General features: G+C 57.3%; 20 protein-coding genes. 2 read left to right on the forward strand and 18 right to left on the reverse strand.

What is annotated here, in order from left to right; translation table 11 throughout:
• Window positions 1-91: 91 nt before the first annotated feature.
• Together pgk and epd are read right to left on the reverse strand one after the other, a co-directional pair.
• Window positions 92-1255 carry a phosphoglycerate kinase gene (pgk, locus tag KGP17_RS21840; RefSeq protein WP_024485678.1) on the reverse strand — a complete coding sequence of 388 codons (1164 nt, stop codon included), beginning with the start codon at window positions 1253-1255 and terminating at the stop codon, window positions 92-94.
• 72 nt (window positions 1256-1327) lie between these two features.
• The gene (epd, locus tag KGP17_RS21845) at window positions 1328-2344 is read right to left on the reverse strand and encodes an erythrose-4-phosphate dehydrogenase (RefSeq protein WP_021806218.1); all 1017 of its coding nucleotides are present in this window, start codon (window positions 2342-2344) and stop codon (window positions 1328-1330) included.
• Between the two features lie 458 nt (window positions 2345-2802).
• On the opposite strand from epd, the gene KGP17_RS21850 reads away from it, so the two are divergent.
• The gene (locus tag KGP17_RS21850) at window positions 2803-3090 is read left to right on the forward strand and encodes a putative quinol monooxygenase (RefSeq protein WP_021806219.1); all 288 of its coding nucleotides are present in this window, start codon (window positions 2803-2805) and stop codon (window positions 3088-3090) included.
• A 69-nt stretch (window positions 3091-3159) separates the two neighbouring features.
• Here KGP17_RS21850 and KGP17_RS21855 read toward each other — a convergent pair whose 3' ends face one another.
• The 4 genes from KGP17_RS21855 to tkt all read right to left on the reverse strand — a co-directional run bounded on the left by KGP17_RS21855 (window position 3160) and on the right by tkt (window position 9683).
• The gene (locus KGP17_RS21855) at window positions 3160-4230 is read right to left on the reverse strand and encodes an ABC transporter ATP-binding protein (RefSeq protein ID WP_223498309.1); all 1071 of its coding nucleotides are present in this window, start codon (window positions 4228-4230) and stop codon (window positions 3160-3162) included.
• Complete coding sequence (locus KGP17_RS21860; protein WP_223498310.1) at window positions 4223-5992, reverse strand: iron ABC transporter permease; 1770 nt, start codon at window positions 5990-5992, stop codon at window positions 4223-4225. Before KGP17_RS21860 ends, KGP17_RS21855 begins: the two co-directional genes overlap by 8 nt.
• A gap of 355 nt (window positions 5993-6347) precedes the next feature.
• Window positions 6348-7436: an ABC transporter substrate-binding protein gene (locus KGP17_RS21865; RefSeq protein WP_223498311.1), complete on the reverse strand. Its 1089-nt coding sequence runs from the start codon at window positions 7434-7436 to the stop codon at window positions 6348-6350.
• 252 nt (window positions 7437-7688) lie between these two features.
• A complete protein-coding gene (gene tkt / locus KGP17_RS21870; RefSeq protein WP_223498312.1) occupies window positions 7689-9683 on the reverse strand; it encodes a transketolase in 1995 nt (664 codons plus the stop codon).
• Window positions 9684-9909: 226 nt separating this feature from the next.
• Here tkt and KGP17_RS21875 point away from each other — a divergent pair, with 226 nt between their 5' ends.
• Window positions 9910-10662 carry a M48 family metallopeptidase gene (locus KGP17_RS21875; RefSeq protein ID WP_021179773.1) on the forward strand — a complete coding sequence of 251 codons (753 nt, stop codon included), beginning with the start codon at window positions 9910-9912 and terminating at the stop codon, window positions 10660-10662.
• Between the two features lie 56 nt (window positions 10663-10718).
• On the opposite strand, the gene KGP17_RS21880 is transcribed toward KGP17_RS21875, so the two are convergent.
• From KGP17_RS21880 to KGP17_RS21935, 12 genes are all read right to left on the reverse strand, one after another.
• Window positions 10719-12356 carry a thiamine pyrophosphate-binding protein gene (locus tag KGP17_RS21880; protein ID WP_223499706.1) on the reverse strand — a complete coding sequence of 546 codons (1638 nt, stop codon included), beginning with the start codon at window positions 12354-12356 and terminating at the stop codon, window positions 10719-10721.
• Between the two features lie 36 nt (window positions 12357-12392).
• Window positions 12393-13862: an aldehyde dehydrogenase gene (locus KGP17_RS21885; RefSeq protein WP_223498313.1), complete on the reverse strand. Its 1470-nt coding sequence runs from the start codon at window positions 13860-13862 to the stop codon at window positions 12393-12395.
• A gap of 16 nt (window positions 13863-13878) precedes the next feature.
• Window positions 13879-14673, reverse strand: a complete 795-nt coding sequence (locus KGP17_RS21890; RefSeq protein WP_223498314.1) for an aspartate dehydrogenase — start codon at window positions 14671-14673, stop codon at window positions 13879-13881.
• Window positions 14674-14686: 13 nt separating this feature from the next.
• Window positions 14687-15481 (reverse strand): SDR family oxidoreductase, encoded by a 795-nt coding sequence (locus KGP17_RS21895; RefSeq protein WP_021806226.1) that lies wholly within the window; start codon window positions 15479-15481, stop codon window positions 14687-14689.
• Window positions 15478-16296, reverse strand: a complete 819-nt coding sequence (locus tag KGP17_RS21900; protein WP_223498315.1) for an alpha/beta fold hydrolase — start codon at window positions 16294-16296, stop codon at window positions 15478-15480. The genes KGP17_RS21895 and KGP17_RS21900 overlap by 4 nt, the downstream gene beginning before the upstream one ends.
• On the reverse strand, window positions 16296-16820 hold the full coding sequence (locus KGP17_RS21905; protein ID WP_021806228.1) for a cupin domain-containing protein: 525 nt from the start codon (window positions 16818-16820) through the stop codon (window positions 16296-16298). The genes KGP17_RS21900 and KGP17_RS21905 overlap by 1 nt, the downstream gene beginning before the upstream one ends.
• Before the next feature lie 20 nt (window positions 16821-16840).
• Window positions 16841-18103: an MFS transporter gene (locus tag KGP17_RS21910; protein WP_223498316.1), complete on the reverse strand. Its 1263-nt coding sequence runs from the start codon at window positions 18101-18103 to the stop codon at window positions 16841-16843.
• Between the two features lie 24 nt (window positions 18104-18127).
• On the reverse strand, window positions 18128-19339 hold the full coding sequence (locus KGP17_RS21915) for an NAD(P)/FAD-dependent oxidoreductase (protein ID WP_223498317.1): 1212 nt from the start codon (window positions 19337-19339) through the stop codon (window positions 18128-18130).
• Window positions 19336-20277 carry a VOC family protein gene (locus tag KGP17_RS21920; RefSeq protein ID WP_223498318.1) on the reverse strand — a complete coding sequence of 314 codons (942 nt, stop codon included), beginning with the start codon at window positions 20275-20277 and terminating at the stop codon, window positions 19336-19338. The genes KGP17_RS21915 and KGP17_RS21920 overlap by 4 nt, the downstream gene beginning before the upstream one ends.
• Window positions 20278-20404: 127 nt before the next feature.
• On the reverse strand, window positions 20405-21199 hold the full coding sequence (locus KGP17_RS21925; RefSeq protein ID WP_024528299.1) for an IclR family transcriptional regulator: 795 nt from the start codon (window positions 21197-21199) through the stop codon (window positions 20405-20407).
• Between the two features lie 36 nt (window positions 21200-21235).
• Complete coding sequence (locus KGP17_RS21930; RefSeq protein ID WP_059201723.1) at window positions 21236-21991, reverse strand: SDR family oxidoreductase; 756 nt, start codon at window positions 21989-21991, stop codon at window positions 21236-21238.
• Complete coding sequence (locus KGP17_RS21935; RefSeq protein ID WP_223498319.1) at window positions 21988-23031, reverse strand: aromatic ring-hydroxylating dioxygenase subunit alpha; 1044 nt, start codon at window positions 23029-23031, stop codon at window positions 21988-21990. The genes KGP17_RS21930 and KGP17_RS21935 overlap by 4 nt, the downstream gene beginning before the upstream one ends.
• Window positions 23032-23045: the final 14 nt, after the last annotated feature.

Raw genomic sequence — 23045 nt, forward strand, 5'->3', positions numbered from 1 at the left:
GGTAGCGATGGATAAATAGCGATTTTTTACCCCCACAGCCAAGCTGGGGGAGCATAAACAAACGGGCGGCTTGCGCCCCCCGTTATCTGAATTACTGCTTAGCGCGCTCTTCCAGCATCACTACTGCAGGCAGTGGTTTCCCTTCAACGAATTCCAGGAAGGCGCCGCCGCCGGTAGAGATGTAGGAAATTTTGTCAGCGATACCGAACAGATCGATAGCTGCCAGAGTGTCGCCGCCGCCTGCAATGGAGAAGGCTTCGCTATCTGCGATAGCGCGTGCAACGATTTCGGTGCCCCGACGGAAGTTAGGGAACTCGAATACGCCAACCGGGCCATTCCACAGAATGGTTTTGGCGTTTTTCAGGATAACGGCCAGACGCTCGGCAGAGACGTCGCCCATATCCAGAATTTGCTCGTTGTCCTGGATCTCGTTGGCCTGCTTCACCGTGGCCACTGCGGTTTCAGAGAACTCGGTCGCTACGCGTACGTCGGTTGGCACCGGAATATCGCAGGTTTCCAACAGTTTTTGCGCGTTCGGGATCAGATCCGGCTCGTACAGGGACTGCCCCACGTTATTCCCTTGCGCCGCCACGAAGGTGTTAGCGATGCCGCCACCCACGATCAGCTGATCGGCGATCTTGGACAGAGAATCCAGCACGGTCAGTTTGGTAGACACTTTAGAACCACCAACGATAGCCACCATTGGGCGAGCCGGGTTACCCAGCGCTTTGCCCAGGGCTTCCAGTTCCGCAGACAGCAGCGGGCCTGCACAGGCAACCGGAGCAAATTTGCCCACGCCATGGGTAGAAGCCTGCGCACGGTGTGCGGTACCAAAGGCGTCCATCACATACACGTCGCACAGCGCAGCATATTTCTTGGACAGCACTTCGTCGTCTTTCTTCTCGCCCTTGTTGAAGCGAACGTTTTCCAGAACAACCAGTTCACCTTCTGCAACGTCAACGCCTTCCAGATAATCCTTCGCCAGACGGACTGGGGATTTCAGATGCTCTTTCAGGTAGTTGACCACTGGCAGCAGGGAGAACTCTTCGTTGTACTCGCCTTCGGTAGGACGACCCAGGTGGGAAGTTACCATCACGCGGGCGCCTTGTTTCAGCGCAGCTTCGATAGTTGGCAGGGAGGCACGGATACGCGCATCTGAAGTCACTTTGCCGTCTTTCACTGGTACGTTCAGATCGGAACGGATCAGAACGCGTTTACCCGCCAGATCCAGATCGGACATCTTAATTACAGACATGGTGAACCCTCTTTGTTGATTCTCTATAAAGTTGCCTGAGCGACGCATCAACACCACGTTGATAGCGCCTTACTAGAAACCGCTTGCGGCCATTGCCCGTGTTGTATCCAACATCCGGTTGGCAAAGCCCCATTCGTTATCACACCAGACCAAGGTCTTGATCAGGTGCTGTCCGCTGACCCGGGTTTGCGTCCCATCAACGATGGCGCTGTGCGGGTCATGGTTAAAATCAATCGAGACTAATGGTAGTTCTGTATAGTCAACTATACCACGAAATGATCCCTGTGCCGCCTTTTGCAACAGCTGGTTTACCTCTGTGACCAACACCTTCGAGCTTACGCTGACGCTAAGATCGATGGCCGTTACATTGATCGTCGGCACCCGCACGGAGATCGCTTCGAAACGATCGCAAAACTGCGGGAAGATGCGCGTAATGCCCGCTGCCAGCTTGGTGTCGACTGGAATAATCGACTGGCTCGCCGCGCGGGTACGCCGCAAATCCTGATGATAGGCGTCTATCACCGGCTGATCGTTCATCGAGGAGTGGATGGTGGTTACCGTGCCTGACTCAATGCTGTAGGCATCGTCCAACAGCTTGATAATCGGAATAATGCAGTTGGTAGTACAGGAGGCATTGGACACGATGCGATGCTCGCCACGCAGCGTTTGGTGGTTAACCCCAAACACGATGGTCGCATCCAGATCGTTACCGCCCGGATGGGCAAACAGCACCTTTTTTGCTCCTGCCGCCAGATGAGCTTCGCCATCTGCCCTGCTGCCGTACACACCGCTGCAATCCAGCACCACATCCACGCCCAGTTCGCCCCAGGGCAACTGGTCCAACTCGGGTTGATGTAACAGCCGGATGCTGTCATCCCCCACGCTCAACACGTCACATTCCTGGCGCACATCCCAGGCAAAGCGGCCGTGGCTGGAGTCATATTTCAGCAGGTGGGCCATCCCCTCGGCATGTGCCAGTTCGTTGATGGCGACGACGGAAATTTCGGCGCGTCGTCCCGATTCGTACAGTGCGCGTAAAACGCTGCGGCCAATACGGCCAAAGCCGTTTATCGCTATGCGGATGGTCATGCTACTCCCTGAAAAAGGGCGCTCCCTGACGGTGGTGTTCCGCTTGAAGGATCGCGCAGACTGATTATCTCGCCTAGAGTACTTTAGCGTACCGCCTGCTGTGAATCGCTGCTTTGCATTATTCGTCAAACCCTGTTGCTCATCGCAACCGCTCACTCTGCATTTCCACTAACAACAGTGATAACTGAAACGCTTCAGCCGAGCATAAACCAAAGTTTTGCCAAAAGGAACAGGTGCAATGCGCTGCCTGTCATGTCGAGGGGACTTTGCGAAAATAAAATGATCTAGCGCACATTTTTACCCTCAGCCCCCGCTAGCCGAATTGAGTTCGAATGCGCAAATGACTTGCCGCTAACGCCAAGACCACCATAATAGACCCTGCGTTTGTTAGGTGAAGCAAATGCTGATGGGTCTAACTCTCTTTCTTTTGTGGTTAATGTTATTTACAAGGAACCAAAATGAGTGAAATCAAAGTAGTCGCCCTGATCAAAGCCATGCCGGAACACCGTGCTGCGGTAGACAAAGCGGTACGCGCCATGGTCGCCCCGAGCCGTTCCGAACCAGGCTGTATCCAATATGATTTGCATGAAGAGCAGGGCCATCCGGGCGCTTTCGTATTTATCGAACGCTGGACTTCTGAGCAAGCGCTGAAAGAGCACATGGCAATGTCTTACCACGATGCCTTCCTGGCCGAATTGGAAGGGAAACTGGTCAGTCTTGAAGTGAAAAAACTGACTCAGCTGTAATTGTAATGATTAGGGGCGCTGTTCGGCGCGCCCCTTCACACTCTATCAATGGCAAACCATTTCAGTTAATCAGCCCTTGGGGAAAATCCACAGATGTTCGGCGGGCAGAGACAGCGTACACATCTCTTGGCCACGGCCTTCAGTGCCATAGGCGCGAACCACAAAGTCCTCTGCTACCGTGCGGAACAGATATTCCCAACGGTCACCAAGATACATACTGGTCAGCAGAGGTAATGAGATCTGATTGCCCTGCGGATCTTCCCCCAGGCGCACGCGCTCAACGCGGATCACCGCCGTTGCTTCCTGCCCGGTGGTTAACCCAGCCCCGGCCTTGCCCCACAGCACCCAGTCTTTACCTTCGATCCGCGCGTTGCCTTCACGGATCTCCGTCACCTTGCCAAACAGACGGTTGTTGCTGCCCATAAACTCGGCGGTAAACAACGTGGCAGGCGAACCGTACATTTCCTGCGGCGTGCCCTGCTGTTCGATCTTGCCGTTATTGAGCAGCAGGATCCGATCGGAGATCGCCATCGCCTCGTTCTGGTCGTGGGTTACCATCAGCGCAGAAAGACCCAGTTTGATGATCAGCTCACGCAGGAACACCCGCGCTTCCTCGCGCAGCTTGGCGTCCAGGTTAGATAGCGGCTCATCCAGCAAGATCACCGGTGGGTTATAGACCAACGCACGGCCAATCGCCACGCGCTGCTGCTGACCACCGGAAAGCTGATGGGGATGACGCTTACCCAACTGCCCTAAACCGAGCTGATCGAGTACCGCCTGCACACGCTGAGTTATTTCCCCCGCAGGCGTTTTGCGTAATTTCAGCGGATAGGCCACGTTATCAAACACGGTTTTGTGGGGCCATAACGCATAGGATTGAAACACCAGGCCCAGATTGCGTTCTTCCGCCGGGATCTCGCTGCGCGCCGTGCCGTCATAGACGGTATTGTTGCCAATGACGATTTTCCCCTGGGTAGGTTTTTCCAACCCGGCCACCGCGCGCAGCAAGGTGGTTTTGCCACTGCCTGACGGCCCGAGTAGTGAAACCACCTCCCCCCGTTTGAGCTGCATGGAAACGCCCTTCAATACCGGATTATCGCCGTAGGTCAGGTGCAGGTTATCTACTGAAAGCTCAATCATGGATTTTCACTCCAAATCGCAGGGCAATCCCTAGTCCTAACACGACCAGAAGGATGTTAATAAAAGAGAGCGCGGCGACAATATCGATCGCCCCCGCCGCCCACAGGGAAACCAGCATGGAACCTATGGTTTCCGTACCCGGTGACAGCAGATAGACCCCGGTGGAATATTCACGTTCGAAGATCAGGAACATCAGCAACCAAGAGCCAATCAGGCCGTAGCGGGAGAGCGGGATCGTCACATGGCGCGTGATCTGACCGCGAGAGGCTCCGGTGCTGCGTGCAGCCTCCTCCAACTCGGGAGCAACCTGCAACAGCGTCGATGAGATCAGCCGCAGGCCATAAGCCATCCACACCACGGTATAAGCCAGCCAGACGCTGAAGATGGTGCTGCGCAGGGAGCGTAGCCATACCACCAGGTTTTCGCGTAGCCATTCGGCGATCGGCAGCGCGGAGAGCCAACCGGCTTTTAGCGATTTGTCCAGCCACATCGGCAGGAACAAGAACACCCACAGGAAGGCCAAGCCTGCCAGTAAGCCAGGCACGGCTCGCGGCACCAGTACGCTGTAATCCAGAAAACGGGTCACGCCGTCAGGTTTACGGTGCATCGCAATGCCGATAAACAGATAACACACCACCGCCAGCGCACCACCGAACACCCCGATCGCCATCGAGTTGACAATCGCCCGCAGCAGGTTAGGTTGCTGCCAAATGGTGCAGAAGGTGTTGAGCGACAGCTCATCCCAAATGGAAACCCCGACGCCCCAGTTGGAAATAAAGGCGCGCAGCACCACACCCACCAGCGGAACACCGATGGTAACGGTAAGCCACAAGACCACTACGCCACCGGCGACCCAGCGCCATTTACCCAACGGCAATGCACGGGCCTGAGAGGCTTTTCCCTTGACCGTGACAAAGCGGTTGGCAGTTCGCATCAGACGCCGTTGCAGCATAACCAATGGAATGGTAATGCAGATCAACACCACCGCCACCGCCGCCATCAGGTGGTAAGACGGCGTACCGAGCTTGTTGGTCAGTTGATACAGGTAAGTCGCCAACACCAGGTTGCCTTCCGGATCGCCCAGCACCAGCATCAGCCCAAACACTTCCAGCCCCAGGAAGAACAGCAACACGCTGGCATACAGGATCGACGGGCGCACCATGGGCAAGCTGACGGCGGTCATCACCTGTAGCGGAGAAGCCCCGGCGGTGCGGGCCGCCTCTTCGACATCCGAGCCGACGCTGCGCAGCGCCGATGAAATATAAAGATAAGCGTGGGGAACGTGCGTGAGTCCGGCGATCACCACGATGCTGCCCATCGCATAGATATTCCAGGGCACAAAGCCCAGCAAGGATTCCGCCCACAGCGAGAAGAAGCCGACCGGCCCGGCGGCCACCACGTAGCCAAAGCCCAACACCATCGGCGAGACGAAGATCGGTACCAGGATCAGCGGTTCAATAAAGCGGCGGCCCGGCAGATCGGTTCTTACCATCAAGAACGCCAGCACACCGCCTAACGGAATGGAGATGACCACCAGACCAAATGCCAGAATAAACCCGCTTTTCAACGCTTTGTAGAAATCCGGGTCGGTAAAGATAAAGCGGAAAGCCTCAAGGCTGAACACCTTGGAAGGCGAGAAAAACGGCGCGGAAAGGAAGCTTTGGATCACGATAAACGACAGTGGTACGTAGATAACCAGCGCGGTTATCAGCACCACCAAGCCGCGCGGCAGGCTCTGCCACTTGTTGCGCAATGCTTTCATAGACTGTCCCGATGGTGATATCCCCTGCATCCTGAGATGCACCGGGGTAGAGTTCCCTGTTTAAGCAATACAGGCTTCATGCTGGAGGAGAACACAGGAGAGTGTGGCTCTGTGCATTTCCCCTCACCCTAACCCTCTCCCACAGGGAGAGGGGACTGAATGTGCTACCTTTTCACTTCTGAGACTGAACATGACACCTAACGGGTTTCCTCTCCTTTTTGAAGAGGAGGACTGAATACGCCCGTGCCACAGATTGGCTTCTGACCCCACCTACAACACCGTACCAGCTCCCTCTCCCTGTGGGAGAGGGTTGGGGTGAGGGGCAACAATGATTAGCATGGCCCCAATTCCACCATTACTTCGCGGCGGCGGTACGCCACTGTTTGATGTAGTCCAGGCGTTTGGCAGGTTCCAGATATTCCAGCAGGCTTTCGTCTACCGGGATCGGTTTCAACGCCTTGCCCAACATCTGCGTCATGCCATCAATGTCGTTCTTGCCTTCGATATCGTTGCGGATGGAGGGGATATCCGCCTGGTTGGCCAGGATGTTCTGCCCTTGCTCAGACAGCACGTAGTTCACCCACAGTTTGGCCGCATTACTGTTGGCCGCTTCCTGGCTGATAAAGGTCACGCGTGACAACACCAGCGTGTAGTCTTTGGGATACGAGATCCCGAGTGAAGGGTCGGTTTTGGCTCGCGCCTCGGCATAAGATCCCAGGATATTAAAGCCAATCAGGTTTTCGCCTGAGGAAACCCTTTCCATCATGGTGCCAGTGGAAGACTGCACGGCCAACCCGCCCTTGGCGATATCGGCCAAGGTAGCGAAGTAGTTTGGATCGGCCTTGAAGTCTTGCACCGAGAGCATGAAGCCCAGGCCCGACTTCTCGATGTCATAGGTGGTGACTTTCTTTTTGAATTTATCCGGCTGGCTGGCAATCAGCTTGGCCAGTGCAGCATGGGAGTCCGGCACCTCACTCTGCGGGATCAGGCGCTTGTTGTAGATAAACACCACCGGCTCATAAGTTGTGCCATAGGCCTTATCTTTCCACACGGCCCACTTAGGCAATTGCCCCTGCTCTGGCGAGGCATATTCCAACGCATAGTCGGTGGCCAGCTTCAGCGCGGTATCCATGGAAGAACTCCACACCACGTCACCACTGGTGCCCCCAGCCGCCTGCTCGCTGATATAGCGGTTATACAGCTCGGTGCTGTTCATATCGTTGTATTCGACTTTGATACCAGGATACAGCGCTTCAAACCCCTGGATCAGTGGCCCTGCGGCTTTGGTATCCGTAGTGGAATACACCACTACCTTGCCTTCTTTTTTCGCCGCATCGACAATCTTTTGATAATCGACCGGGTAGCCTGCCGGGAACTGCGCGAAGGCCGGAGCAGAGATCAAGACGGCCGCCGTCGCCATGGATATGCCAATTTTAAAAAACATATCATTAACTCCTGGTTACATTTATAAAACCAAAAATTAACATATAGCGAATGGCGGTGGTTAAGCAACGCCGTTAATTCGCTATGTTGCTGTTTTGTGATGGTGGGCGATTTTTGGACAGCAACAGCCATGTTTATCCAATCATTAAGGATTTCTTAATGTTGTCTAGGCTGAGGAGAGAGAAAGGTGAGTGGCCGGGGAGCAAAAAATAAGGGGCGAATATTCGCCCCTCGCACAGTTGAAGCTCAGTCGTTATTTCAACAGTGCGTTAGCCTTGGCTACCACATTGTCGACGGTGAAGCCGAACTCTTTGAACAACAGCTCTGCCGGAGCAGACTCACCGAAGGTGGTCATGCCCACGATAGCGCCGTTCAGGCCAACATACTTGTACCAGTAATCCGCGATACCCGCTTCCACTGCTACGCGAGCGGAAACTGCCGCTGGCAGCACAGATTCACGGTAGGCCGCGTCCTGCTTGTCGAAGGCGTCGGTAGACGGCATGGAGACCACACGCACTTTACGCCCTTCGGCGGTCAGCTTGTCGGCAGCTTCAACGGTGATGCCCACTTCAGAACCGGTCGCAATCAGGATCACGTCCGGAGTACCTGCGCAGTCTTTCAGCACATAACCACCGCGATAAACGTTCGCCAACTGCTCGGCGGTACGTGGCTGCTGGGTCAGGTTCTGACGGGAGAACACCAGCGTAGTCGGGCCATCATTGCGCTCGATGCCGTACTGCCAGGCAACAGCCGACTCGACCTGGTCACAAGGGCGCCAGGTGCTCATGTTCGGGGTCACGCGCAGGCTGGCCAACTGCTCAACCGGCTGGTGCGTCGGGCCATCTTCACCCAGACCGATAGAATCGTGGGTGTAGACGAACACGTTGCGGATTTTCATCAGCGCAGCCATACGCACCGCGTTACGGGCGTATTCCACGAACATCAGGAAGGTTGCAGAGTACGGCAGGAAACCACCGTGCAGCGCGATACCGTTGGTGATGGCGGTCATGCCGAATTCGCGCACGCCATAATGGATGTAGTTACCTGCCAGATCGTCACCCAGAGACTTGGAGCCAGACCACATGGTCAGGTTGCTTGGTGCCAGGTCCGCAGAACCACCGAGGAATTCAGGCAGCAGTTTGCCGAAGGCTTCCAGTGAGTTCTGTGATGCCTTACGGCTGGCGATGTTGGCTGGGTTAGCCTGCAACTGCTCAACGAATTTCTTCGCTTCCACTTTCCAGTTGGCTGGCAGTTCACCGCTGGTGCGGCGTTTGAACTCTGCGGCCAGTTCCGGGAAGGCTTTGGTATAAGCGGCCAGTTTCTCGTTCCAGGCGGCTTCTTTAGCCTTACCAGCTTCTTTGGCATCCCACTGGGCATAAATGTCCTGCGGGATTTCGAAGGCGGCGTATTTCCAGCCCAGAGCTTCACGGGTAGCCGCAACTTCGGCTGCACCCAGTGGTGCACCGTGGGAATCATGGGTGCCCGCTTTGTGTGGTGAACCGAAGCCAATCACGGTTTTGCACATCAGCAGGGAAGGTTTGTCGGTGACCTTATGGGCTTCTTCGATCGCGGCTTTGATAGAGTCGCTGTTGTGGCCGTCAACGCCACGCACCACGTGCCAGCCATAGGCTTCGAAACGCTTGGCGGTATCGTCGGTGAACCAGCCTTCTACGTGGCCGTCGATGGAGATACCGTTGTCATCATAGAACGCCGTCAGTTTGCCCAGCTTCATGGTACCCGCCAGGGAGCAGACTTCGTGAGAGATGCCTTCCATCATGCAACCATCGCCCATGAAGGCGTAGGTGTGGTGGTCAACAATCTCGTGGCCCGGGCGGTTGAACTGCGCGGCCAGCGTACGTTCGGCAATGGCGAAACCGATCGCGTTGGCGATCCCCTGGCCCAGTGGACCGGTGGTGGTTTCTACGCCTGGGGTATAACCATATTCTGGGTGACCCGGAGTTTTGGAATGCAGCTGACGGAAGTTTTCCAGCTCGCTCATCGGCAGATCGTAGCCGGTGAGGTGCAACAGGCTATAAATCAGCATTGAGCCATGGCCGTTGGACAGCACGAAACGGTCGCGGTCAGCCCAGTGCGGGTTAGTCGGGTTGTGGTTCAGGTAGTCACGCCACAGGACTTCGGCGATATCTGCCATGCCCATAGGGGCACCCGGGTGGCCGGAATTGGCTTTTTGTACGGCATCCATGCTAAGTGCGCGAATGGCGTTGGCAAGCTCTTTACGAGAGGACATGTTTTACTCCAGGTCGGATTAAAAAAGCGATCAAGATTTCTATTTTCTCAGACTCGGCATTGAAACAGCAATCCCTAATACCGAATGAGAGCGAGTTCATCACTAATGCGCACGTTCGGGACACATTTCGGAATATAGCTATTTCGACCATGCCTACCGTACACTAGGCTATGCGCAGAATAATGGCAGCAGATCTCCCCCTTAACTATCACAGGACGATAGAACGATGAAAATCCGTACTTCTTTGATTGCACTGAGCATTACTGCTTTATTGAGCGGCTGTCAAAACCTTAATACCGATACCCTACTACAATCCGGCGCCCAGGCCTACCAGGCGGCGACGCTGAGCGATAGCGACGTCAAGGCACTCAGTGATAAATCCTGTGCAGAGATGGATAGCAAGGAGCAAATCGCGCCAGCAAGCAGCGACTATACCAAGCGCCTGAACAAGATTGCCGCCGCGTTGGGGGATAACATCAACGGTACCCCTGCAAACTACAAGGTTTACGTGACCAAAGACGTCAATGCCTGGGCGATGGCCAACGGCTGTATCCGCGTCTACAGCGGCCTGATGGACATGATGGATGATAACGAAGTCGAAGGCGTACTGGGCCATGAAATGGGCCACGTTGCGCTGGGCCACACTCGTAAAGCCATGCAGGTCGCTTATGGGACAGTGGCATTACGTACCGCAGCATCTTCAGCTGGTGGCGTAGCAGCCTCACTGTCTCAGTCGCAGTTGGCCGATCTGGGCGAAAAACTGGTCAATGCCCAGTTCTCACAAAAACAGGAAAGTGAAGCGGATGATTACTCGTTCGATCTGCTGAAGAAACGCGGCATCAATCCAGAAGGTCTGGCTACCAGTTTCGATAAACTGGCGAAATTAGACGGTGGTCATGAAAGCAGCATGTTTGACAGCCACCCAACTTCCGAAGCCCGTGCCAAGCACATTCGCGATCGCATCGCCGCTGGTAAGTAACGCTATGTTCCCTCTCTTGGGAGTACGCCTCTGTAGAGAGGGAACCGAGTAAGCAATCAGTACAGCTTCTGCGGTGGGCCAGCGAAGGTCAACGGCCCAACGCTTTTCATATCAACCTCTACCACCGATGGCCCAGGGTAATTAATCGCCTCCGCCAGCACGCCGCCAAAGTGCGCAGCATCGCTTACTTTCCAAGCTTTCAGCCCCATCGCCTCTGCTACCTGGCAGAACGCCGGAGTATGCAACTCGTTATAATACTGGCGTCCAGAGAAATACTTGTCCTGAATGCCACGCATCACGCCATAACCGCCGTCGTTCATGATCAGCAAGGTGATATTGGCCTGCTCCTGCGCCATGGTTGCCAGTTCTCCCAGACCCAGCGCCAAACCGCCATCCCCGACCAAGCCAACCACCTTGCGCTGCGGGTTGGCAATGGCCGTGCCGATCGCCATCGGTAACCCCATGCCGATCGCCCCGGCCAGCGAGTGAATATTGCATAAAGGCGAGATGGCCCGGAACAGGCGGCTACCCCATACACTGCCAGAAACAGTGATGTCACGTACCAGCAGGCCATCCTGCGGCAGCGCGGCGGCGATGGCATCGTTCAGTTTGGCATATTCACCAGACTGCTGGCGCAGCGCCGTTTCGGCCAACTCAACCGCACGGCCAATCTCCGCATCCCACTCGGCATTCACCTTCTCGCCGGGGGCCAGGCGTGCTGCCAGCGCACTCAGCAAGGCGGAACAGTCGCCATAAACCTGCTCATCCGCCAGATAATTGCGGTTGGCCGCTGCCGGATCGATATCAATCTGTACCAACGGACGCGGCAGTGGGAGTGACCAGGTACGAGTTTCGTTACTCCGCAGACGGGAACCGGCTACCAGCGTCAAATCACACTGCGTCAGGATCGCCTCAACGCTTGGCGAGTTGTGGAAGGCCCGCAGGCTGCGCGGATGGCTATCCGGTAAAATCCCACGCCCATGGGTGCTGGAGATCACTACCACACCGGCATCCGCCAACTGTTTCACCGCCTCACGACAGGCCAGCGCACCACCACCAACCCACAGCAATGGACGTTTGGCGCGTTTTACTAGCTGATAAAGACGCTCAACCGCAGCTTCATCCGCAGCAGGCAGAGCAGGAGGCGGTACCACCTTCCCTACCAGGCTGGCGGGGACCAGGCTGTTCTGAATATCGATCGGGATCTCTACCGCCACCGGGCCACAAGGCACAGTCTGCGCATCCAGAATGGCGCGCTGGATCACCGCGACCGCCTGCTCTGGCGAGTTCACCCGGTATGCCTGCTTCGAACAGGCGCGCAGGAAGCCCAGTTGATCCTTGGTTTCATGGATAAACCCGGCATCGGCGTCCAGATAGGCTTTCTCTACCTGGCCGGTGATATGCAACAGCGGCGTATTGGCATTCAGCGCTTCAATCATCGCACCAACAGCGTTACCGGCTCCGGCTCCGGTACTGGTCAGCGCCACCCCCAAGCCAGAAAAGCGCCCGTGGGCATCGGCCATGGTTACAGCACCTGCCTCACCGCGCGCCGGTACAAAACGGATCGCGCCACGCTGCCCAACGGCATCGGCAATCGGCAGATTATGGATCGAGATGATGCCGTACATTGCCGCCACCTCGTACTGTTCCAACGTTCGGGCTATCGCCTCACCAACCGTAATTTTTTCGCTCATCATCTGCCTTCTTATTGTCTTTGATCGTAGGGTACGTCAGTCGCTCCAGCGGTTAGGCTGATTGCTGAGGGAGAGATACAAACTCTTTTGCTGCATATAGGCCTGGATGCCATGCAGGCCCTTTTCGCGCCCCAGGCCGCTTTGTTTAAAACCGCCAAATGGTGTGGAAATCGAGAATGTCTTGTAGGTATTGATCCAGACGGTGCCGGTTTCCAGCTGTTCCGCCAGCGCCATCGTGCGGGCAAAATCACGGCTCCAGATCCCGGCCGCCAAGCCATAGATCGAGTCGTTGGCCTGTTCGATCAGTTGCTGTTCATCATCAAACGACATCACCACCAGCACCGGGCCAAAGATCTCTTCCTGGCAGGTGCGAGCACTGTTGCTCAGCCCTTCAATAATGGTCGGCAGGTAGTAGCTGCCCTGAGCCAACTGCGGATTGGCAGGAGCTTCACCGCCAATGAGCACCCGCCCCCCCTCCTGCTGAGCCAAGGCCACGTAGTCCGCCACGCTCTGACGATGCTTGTGGCTGATCAGCGGGCCGAGGTGCACACCGGCTTGCAGCGGGTTACCAATACGCAGTCCGGCGGTCAGCTCGCATAAACGGGCCAACAGCGGCTGATACAGCGAGCGGTGCACAAACAGTCGTGAACCGGCGATACATGCCTGCCCGGCCGAGCTGAAAATGCCGTAGCAGATGCCACGAGCAGCCTGTTCCAGATCCGCATCTTCCAGCACAATGGTGGGCGACTTCCCCCCCAACTCTAACGAGGTAGGGATCAGTTTTTCTGCGGCAATATGCGCCAAATGACGGCCCGTGGAAGTCCCGCCGGTGAAGGAGATTTTTTTCACCAACGGATGGCGAGCCAAGGCTTCACCAATCACCGACCCCTTGCCCGGCAATACGCTGAGCAAGCCAGCAGGCAAGCCTGCCTGTTCAAACAGTTCGGCCAGTTTCAGCGCCATTAACGGCGTAGCCTCTGCCGGTTTCAGTACCACCGCATTCCCTGCCGCCAGCGCCGGAGCCACCTTCTGCATTTCACTGGCAATCGGTGAGTTCCACGGCGTGATCGCCGCTATCACGCCCAACGGCTGATACTGGCTTAGCGTCATCGCATCACGGTTACGCTGGGTAGGAAGCTCACCCTCCAACACCTCGCAGGCGGCAGCAAAATAGCGAGCCGTAGCCGCCGCACTCATGACCAGCCCACGGGTCTCAGCCAGCGGTTTGCCATTGTCACGGGTTTGCAACTGCGCCAGGGCTTCCACTTGTTCAGTAATCAAATCGCTAACGCGATGCAGGATCGCCGCACGCTGATGCGGCACCAATCCACGCCAGCTCGGCTCGCGCCAGGCTTTTTCTGCCGCCGCAACCGCCTCATTCACATCCTCGACGTTCGCCGCTCGCAGGCGAGCATTCACGCTGCCATCAGCCGGGAAAACCGAACTCATCTCTTCGCCGCGCCCTTCGCACCAGCGGCCGGCAAGAAAAATCTTTAACGTTTCCATGCTTTGCTCCTGCCATTCAGGCAATAAAACCGCCGTCCACCAAACTGCGGCAGGCTTGTACCGCACTCAGCGCCGCCAGCGTTGATGTTTTCGGGTTGCTGGCCAGCGGGTTGCCGCACAGCTCAATCTGGAACTCGCCAAACTGGCCACACACCTGTAGGCGGTGAGTATTACGTTGAGTATGCGGATCTACCTGCAAGCGTACCCGCGTGGCATCCATCCCCAAGCCATGCAGCGCAATGGTGGCCGCTACGTTGGCGTTGGCTGGGAACATGCTTGCGGCTTCCCGCGCCGACCCCTCAAAGAACACCTGGGCTTCGCTGACAGCATCCAGATTAATCATTTTTTCCGCCGGACTGCCGCGCCAACTGGCCGGGCTTTTGCTGGACTGATAGGTCACGCTGTCCAACCCGCCTTCCCGCGCCGAAGCCAGGCCATCCATACCCGCCACCGCACCAGACAGCACGATCAGCCGCCCGTGGTAACGTGCGCAGGACTGCTGCAAACGCTGCTGCAATGCGGCATCTGCCAGGGCCCCAGTAGAGATCACCGCCAGCCGCCAGCCACGCTTAACGATAGCCTCACCAAACTCGGCGACCGCCTGCTGGCTAGCACACTCCAGCACCAAATCAGGTTGCCCGGTACACTGGTCAGGATGGGTCAACGCCTGCACCTGTCCGGCAAACGCGGCGTCGATCTCGGCATGATGTGTTTCCCGAGCCACGATCCAACCGACTGCCACGCCCTCCGGCAGGCGCGCCAGCACCTCTTTTGCCATCGCGCCATAGCCAATCATCATGATCTTCTTCATCTTTTCAGTCCTGTCAGAGATGGCGATTGAAACCGCCGGAAACGTCCAACGCCGCACCGGTGGTAAAGGAGGCCAGGGGGGAGGCTAAAAACAGCAGCGCCCGTGCCGGTTCCTGCGGTTTACCCAAACGCCCCATCGGGATGCCACGCCGCTCGGCAATCGCCGCCGTCCACTGTTCCCAGCTTTGTTGTTGATCCTGGCGTTCGGCAAAACGCCGCCGCCATTGGCCCGACTCCACCATGCCCAGCAGGATGGAATTGACGCGGACCCCTTTGCTCACCAGCTCTTTCGATAAGGTCAGCGTCATGTTGAGCAACGCGGCACGGGCTGCCGAGGTGGCAATCATGTGCTCTTCCGGCTGTAGAGCCAGCAGTGAGTTAACGCAGGTAATGGAGGCGATATCCGAACGCTCCAACGCCGGTAAAAAGGCCTGCACCGGGTTGATCACCCCGAAGAGTTTCAGCTCTGCCTCATGCAGCCAGGCTTCGCGCGGCGTCTGGTCGAAATGCGCCACAAACCCCTGCCCGGCGTTGTTGATCAACATATCCACTGCGCCAAAATGCGTGCTGACCTGCTCGGCAAACTTGGCAACCTGCTCGGCGTCGAGCACGTCGCAACGTAACGCCAGGATCTCCGCCTGCGGGAACTCTTCACGCAGGCTAGCCTCGGCGCTGGCCAGTTTGTCCTGATTGCGGCCACAGAAAGCGACTTTCGCCCCTTCGGCCAGCAACAGACGCAGCGTTTCAAAACCGATCCCCGAGGATCCTCCGGTGACCACCGCCACTCGCCGTTCAATCTGAAAATTCATGGTTGGATTGCCCCCGTAAAGTCCTGCAAATAGCGGTTAAACCGCGCTGGCGCATCGAGATAGCTGGCATGCCCCGCCGCATCAATCAGACGCATCGTCGCATCCTGCTGTTGCGCCAACGTTGCGGCGCCCTCTGGTGGAGTGATGCGATCGACACTGCCACACCACACCTGTAACGGGCCGCGATAGCGCAGCAGGTAGTGGTTTATATCGTCATTGGCCAACATCCAGGCGGCGCTGAGAAAACCGGCCGGATCAAGTTGCTGCATGCCGCTGCGTACCCAGGCAATGTCCTGCGGATCCGCATCTTCACGTAGCAGTGCCGCCGCACGCTGTTCGCCGTAACCCTGTGGGCCAAGCGTTTCGATCATCTGTTTGCGTTGGCCATACACCTGCTGGCGTTTTTCCTGCGGCGCAGTGGCATAGCCCTGAGCCGGATCGGCCAGCACCAGTCCACTCAATCCATCCGGGTTGGCAGCGGCAAAGGCACTGCCGATCAACGCACCGAGCGAATGCCCCACAATCAACGGCTGTTGTAACTGCAATTCCGCGATCAGCCCCGCCAGCGCGTTGGCATAAGCGGCAGCATCTGGCTCTGTCTGTGCCAACGCTGCGCTACCGCCATAACCCGGAGCATCCCAGGCAATCAGGCGGTGCCCGTCCGTCAGGGCGCGATCGCTGAACTGTTTTACCCACGAAGCAGAACCGGAACTGATGCCATGCAGCAGCACTACCGCCCTGCCATGCCCGGCTTCGCGCCAACTTAGCCGCAGGCCTCCACAATCCGCCTGCTGGCGTTCCGGTAAGCTGTTCATCAGTTACGCTTCACTTTCGACAACGGGTGATCGGCCGGGTAAGTCGGGGTTTCCGGCTTGGCAGTACCGAGCATCACGCACATCAGCGCTTCCTCTTCACCGTGATTGAACAGGCCGCGATAAACCCCCGCCGGAACAGAAATCAGATCGCGCTCTTTCAGGATGGTTTCGTAATACTCTTCGCCGTCCTGGATCATCAGCGTGATTTTGCCCTTGAGCATAAAGAACACTTCTTCAACGTCATCATGCAGGTGTAATGGCCCTTCACATTTCGACGGCAGCACCATGGTGGAGAAGGTAAAGTTCCCCGCCGGAATGGTGTTGGTGTCGCTGACGACGCCGGTGGCACCGGTGCCGATATAGCGCATCTGCGCACGGCGGTACTTCGGATCGTAATCGGCCTGGAACTTCAGCGCGTTCCAGTCATATTTACGGCCTTCAAAACGGGCAATACGCGATTCCACCCAGTTTTCCATCGTCAGATCCTGCGGCTTGATGCCGGCTTTATTCTCAACCTGGGACATGTTGTCTCTCCTTCGTTGCATCAATACTTATTCAGTAACGGCAGCAGAATGGCGCAGCCAACAAAGGCCATCACCACCAGGAACAGCAAACCGTTATCCATATTGCCGGTGGCGGCGATCAAAGCCCCCATCAGCACCGGTGCCAATGCGCCGGCAAAATTACCCAATCCGTTAAACACCCCACCAGCGGTAGCGCTCACCCGGCTGCTGGTGGCCTTGGCCAACAGCGCGAAGATGTTTGGCGCGCCGGCTCCCCACATAAAGGTGCTGAAGGACATGGCGGCGATCACGCTGTAGGTGCCCTGCATATACAGAACGACACCCAAACCGATCCCGGCACCGCACAGCGAGATGAAACAGGCCAACGCGCGGCGATCCACCTTGTCCGACAGCCAGGCCCCCACCACCTCGCCAAGCAGCATGGCAATAAACGGCAGTGATGACAGGTATCCGGCGTGCTCCAGATGAATGCCTTTCCCTTCGATCAGATAGCTCGGCAGCCAGCCGTTCATGCCCCACAGGTAGGTGAGAAACGCGATGTTAAACAGGCAAATCATCCAGAAATGCGGGGTACTGAACAGTTCGCGGCGCAGTTGTTTACGCTCGGCAACGGCCGGTTTACTGGTGGTGCTGGCCGCCGGACGTGCCACGTTAAGGTGACGCATACCAAACAGCACCAGCAACATCACCGGCACGGTCAGAAACGCCATAAAGAAGAAGGTGGTTTCCCAGTTAAAGCGGCTGAGAATGAACAGCGTGACCGGGAAGCCCAGTGCTGCGCCAATCGGGGTTCCCAGCAGCCACAGCATGGTGGCTCGCGCCTGGAGACGTTGCGGAAAAGCCTGGCGCACGATGGCATAGGCCATTGGCAACAGCGGCCCTTCGGCGATGCCCAGCAGGATACGCAGCGTCATCATGGTGTGATAAGAGCGCGTCATCCCCATCAGCACCATCAGTACGCCCCAGGTCACCATCATGCCAATCAGCACTTTGACCGGATTGAGCCGATCGCCAATGCCGCTCAACAGCATTGAAGAAAAGCCGTAGGAGAATAAAAAGGCGCTCATCAGCAATCCAAGCCGGGTGGGATCAAAGCCGATGCCCATCGCCTGCTGAAACTCGTGGTCAGAAAACAGCGCGGCAATGCTGATCTTGTCGAAAAACGCCAACAGCACACAGGCAAACAGGGCTGCCGGCACCGACCAACGCACGCTGGTTGGTGAATTTTCGGCAACAGCATCCCCCACCCGACCGCTGCGGGCGTCAATATCTTGCGTAGTCATAAAACGCTCCCTTTGGGTCGGGCGTTATTTCAACGCCATCAGAGAAAATTCCACATCCGCCAGTTGCTGCGGATCCAGTACCCGTCCGCTGGCCAGCCAGCGTTTACCCAGCTTGATGGTGCGCGCGTCGTTAAACGCCACCAGTTGCACCAGTTGCCGATCGGCATTCAGGGTGAAGAACAGTTGTGACTGCGGCGTGCGGCGCACTATCTGGTGAACGCCGCCGGTAGGGACGCCCAGGATTTGGATATTGGCGTCGTATTGATCCGACCACAGCCAGGCAACATCATCGTAAGGGGCGGCAAACGCATCCAACATCGCGCAAGCGGTGCTGATCGCCTGATTCTGTGCATAGGCCCAGGATTGCAGACACAGGCCTAGGGTCGGATGGCGCGCAACATCGCCTGCGGCAAAAATGGCCGGGTGGCTGGTACGCCCTTGCCCATCGACGACGATCCCGCCTTCAAGCTTCAGCCCGGCGCTGTGGGCCAGTTCCAGATTCAGCTCAACGCCGATGCCGACAACCACCAGGTCGAAGGGCTGCGCGGCACTGCTGGCACTGCCAATCCAGGCTTCACCCTCGCGATCTTCAAGCGTGATCTCGCCGCAGTCGCAATGCACGGTGACGCCTTGCTGTTGATGCAGTTCCAACAACGCCTGGGAAACGCCAGCCCCTACGCTACGCATACACAGCGCGGGTTGGCGCTCAAACACCGTCACGTCAACACCCAGCTTGCGGGCCGAGGCGGCAATCTCCAGCCCGATCCAGCCACCACCCACAATCGCCAGCTTTTGGCATTGCTGTAGGCCCTGGCGCAGGCGTGCCGCATCATCCCAGGAACGTAGGGTCATTACTCGCGGGTGTTTAGCCCAACTGGCATCCGGCAGGCGTGGTCGGCCACCGGTGGCGATCAGCAGTTGATCGAACTGCAACTGGCTGCCGTCGCTGAGCGTGACGATTTGCTGCTTCCAGTCGATGGCTTCGGCACGTAGCGGACGGTGCCAATCGATATTCATCCCAGCCACCACTTCTTCACTGAACAGGCGGCTGAGTGGCGCACTACCATCCAACAGCGCCGCCTTGGAGAGCGGTGGGCGTTCGTAAAAATCATAAGGCTCGTCACTGATCACTGACAGCCTGCCGTTGTAGCCGCGATCGCGCAGCGTTTTCGCCGCCCACCCACCAGCTTGACCGCCGCCGATAATGACAATGCCTGCACGGGTTGGTTGGCTCATACCGCCCCCGGTTTCTTATGTTGGCGGCGGGTATCGTGATCGATACCGCCTTCGACCGCCCATTCGGTAAACGACACCAGCGAATGCTCCAGCTCACGCGGCTGCCAGTTTTCCGTCAGGTAGTCATCATTGGTGTAATACTCAAAGGCACCGCCGGTCGGGCTGTTGACGTACCAAAAATAGGCCGAGGAGATCGGGTGGCGGCCTGGGCCTATAAAGGTGCTCCACTGCTCTTTATTCATCGCGATACCGCCGCCGATCACTTCATGGATATCGCGTACGGTGAAGGCGACATGGTTCAGGCCCCGTGGGCGGTTAGGCAATTTCAGCAGGAACAGGTTGTGATGACCACCGCGTACCTGGGTGCGCAGGAAGACGGCGCGATCTATATAGCGGTCAGAAACCTGGAAACCGAGCAGATCGCAGTAGAAGCGCTCGGTAGCAGCCAAATCCTCAACGAAGAACACTACGTGGCCGATATTGACCGGCTCGGCTTTGGCATAAACCGGGCTTGGCTGGTCGATGCGGCGTACATCGCCCCATTGGTTGATGGGCGAAACGGGCAGTTCCACCGGTTGCTGCGCCGTAACGGCAAAACGCAGCGTCATACCGTTGGGATCGCGGCATTCCAGTTCTTCGCCAACGTGGCGGAAACCAGGCATCTGCGCCAACAGGGGCTGCAACGCAGCCAGCGCCGCAGGGCTTTCAACTGCCCAGGTCATGCGGCGCAGGGTTGAACCCGCCTCAAACGCGGCCGGTAAGACCTCGCTGTCTTGCGGATACAGCACCACGCCAGCCCCGCTCAGCGTGGTAAATTCACGGCGCGGTTCGCCCCAATGCTGTAGCGTCGGTTGCAGACCGAAGTCCTGCATGAATTTTTCGCACGTTGGCAGATCTTCAACGCCAAATTCCAGCTTTTCGATTCCGGTTATGCTCATTATTGTGCCTCACGTTCTCGCTGAATGCGTTTTTCAGGCATGATCGATCCCGGCCCATGAAGCTCATGAGTCTTATCCCTGCCTGAGTGATTGGTAATGGGCGAAAAACTTCGCCCAGACAACATAGTTAGCCGACGTTAGCCTGCGGTGGCGCGCCCAACAGGCCGGATATTTTCACCGCAGCGTCCCGGACTTCCATGCGCAACCGCTCGCGATCGGCCTTCGGGATCTCATCGGACGGCACCATAATGCTGACCACCGCCTCCACCCGCTGCTCGCGGTTAAAGATCGGATAGACGATCGAGGAAATGCCGTGGCGGTAGAAGGATTCGCCAATCACATAGCCACGAGCCTTATCCTGCTGCACCATCTGCCACAGCGCTTCGCGATTGGCCGGTGTCCCCGGAGCCGCATCGGGCAAGGCGTCATGTGGGTATAGACGTTCAAACTCTTCCCGGCTGGTGCTGGTCAGCAGCATACGGCCAAGCGAGGTGCGGTGCGCTGGTAAACGGGTACCGACGCTGACCTGGTTGATCTGCGAGCCAGCCGCGCTGACGCGGGCGATATAGATCACGTCATGCCCATCGCGGATCGCCAGATGGCTGCTGCATTGGCTGCGATCGCGCAGTTGCTCAATCACCGGTTGGCCAGCCTGAGCCACGTCCAGCGAGGCGATATACTCAAAGCCCAGACGCAGCACTTTGATCCCCAACGCAAAGGTGTTGGTGCGTGGATTGCGCTCCAAAAAGCCCAGATGCTCCAGCGTTTGCACCACGCGGTAGGCGGTTGCCTTTGGCATATCGACCAGGCGATGTAATTCTGCAAAGGTCATTTCCTTATGCTGCTCGCCAAAGGCCAGCAACAGTTGTAACCCGCGATCCAGCCCCGGGATCAGATATTTACACGCTTGATCGTCTGCCATGTGCTGCTCCTAAATGTTTGCCTGTCCGTCAGGCGGTCAGTTAAACACGAAACCACCGTTGACCGGTATCAGTTGGCCGGTGACAAAATCCGCCAGCGGCGACAGCAGATAGAGCACGCTACCGGTCACATCGTCCGGATGCTGTGCGCCTGCCAGTGCCCGGCCTTGCTCGTAAAGCTGATGCCGTTCGGCAGGGACATACTCAGTGGCTTCAACGCGCGTCAAGCCCGGTGCTATGGCGTTGACGCAGATGCCCTGTGGCCCCAGCTCACGTGCCATGGAGCGGGTCATCGAGATGATCGCCCCTTTGCTCGCCACATAGGCCATCAGTTTCGGCGCGCCCCACAAGGCGGTATCAGAGGCAACGTTGACGATTTTGGCGTGCGGCGTTTGGGCTAATAATGGCACCGCCGCCTGGCTCACCAACCAGGTCCCCCGCACGTTGACCTGCATGACCTTGTCCCACAGCTCAATGTCGTATTCCATCATGGTTTTGCCACCGACACCGGTTGCCATCGCGGCGTTGTTCACCAGCCCGTCGATCGCGCCGCCCTTGGCTATCGCACTGAACGCCGCAGTGATGGATTGCGGTGAAGCCAGATCGATAACCTGAGCTTCAACCTGTGCCCCCTGCTCACGCAGGCTGGCGGCGCTGTCCTGCAACTCTTCCGCCAGGATATCGCACATCACCACGCTGGCCCCGGCCTGAGCCACCGCAGCGGCAAAGCTGCGCCCCAGCCCACGCGCCGCTCCGGTGACTACGATACGTTTCCCTGCCAGCAAGCCACTCACTGTGCCGCCTCCAGCTCACTGAGCGTTGCCAGCTGCTTTTGTGCCTCTTTCTGCATCATACGGCGCAGGCGGGAGAGGCCCACGTCATGCTGATAGAGGTATTCATGACCGCGCGCGTTCGGTGCCATGTTCTCCAGCACGATGCGATCCTGCTCCAGTACGTCCCAGTGCAGTTCTTCCAGACGGTTGCGGTACATAAAACGCCATGCGTCACGCTGCCAGTCTTTCACTTTGCGGATACGCCAGAAGAATACCCGGCAGTGGTCTTTATCTTCCGGCACCACCATGCCGATGATCCAGAAGTGGCCGCCTGGCCCAAAACGCTTTTTGTAAGGGATCGACAGGCGCATCCAATAGGCACCGCTGCTGCCAAATTCGACCCAGTCGAAGTTCACGCCAATCTGGCCGTTCTTTTTAAAGATGAAACCGCTGTCGGTGGGTTCCAGCGCCATATCGGCCTTGCGATCCCCTTCCGCCATCGAATGCGATGAGGAGTGCAGGTAGGTGCCATGCATCGGATCCATCACGTTTTCCAATGCGTATTGATAGTTACAGTCCCAGCTGGCGGTACACAGGAAGTTACTGTAGTTGGCCTCATCCGCCAGTTCCTGCGGGAAGCTCAGTTCGGCAGGCTGTTCGTCGGCAGTGACGCCGAAATACAGGAACACCGCACCGTAAGCCTCTTTTGCCGGGTAGGATTTCAGGCATTTCTGCCCCACCAGCGGGCAACGGTCCACCGCTGGCACATCTTTAACCTCGCCATCGCCACCCACTTCAACGCCGTGATACCAGCAGGCAATGCGATCGCCAAGGTTCCAGCCCATCGACAGGCGAGCGCCACGATGCGGGCAACGATCTTCCAGTGCGTGGATCGCCCCTTGTTTATCGCGCCACACCACGATCTGTTGTTCAAGACGGGTGATGCCCACCGGGTTGTTACCCACTTCCCAACTGGCCAATACCGGATACCACATACCGCGCAGGCCCTGATCCAGATAGTCTTGTACCGTCTGCGCGGAGGATGTTGTGTTTGCTGTCATTGTCCTTCTCCCTG

This window comes from Serratia sp. JSRIV001 (genome assembly GCF_019968745.1).
In the GTDB taxonomy this organism is placed as follows: domain Bacteria; phylum Pseudomonadota; class Gammaproteobacteria; order Enterobacterales; family Enterobacteriaceae; genus Chania; species Chania fonticola_B.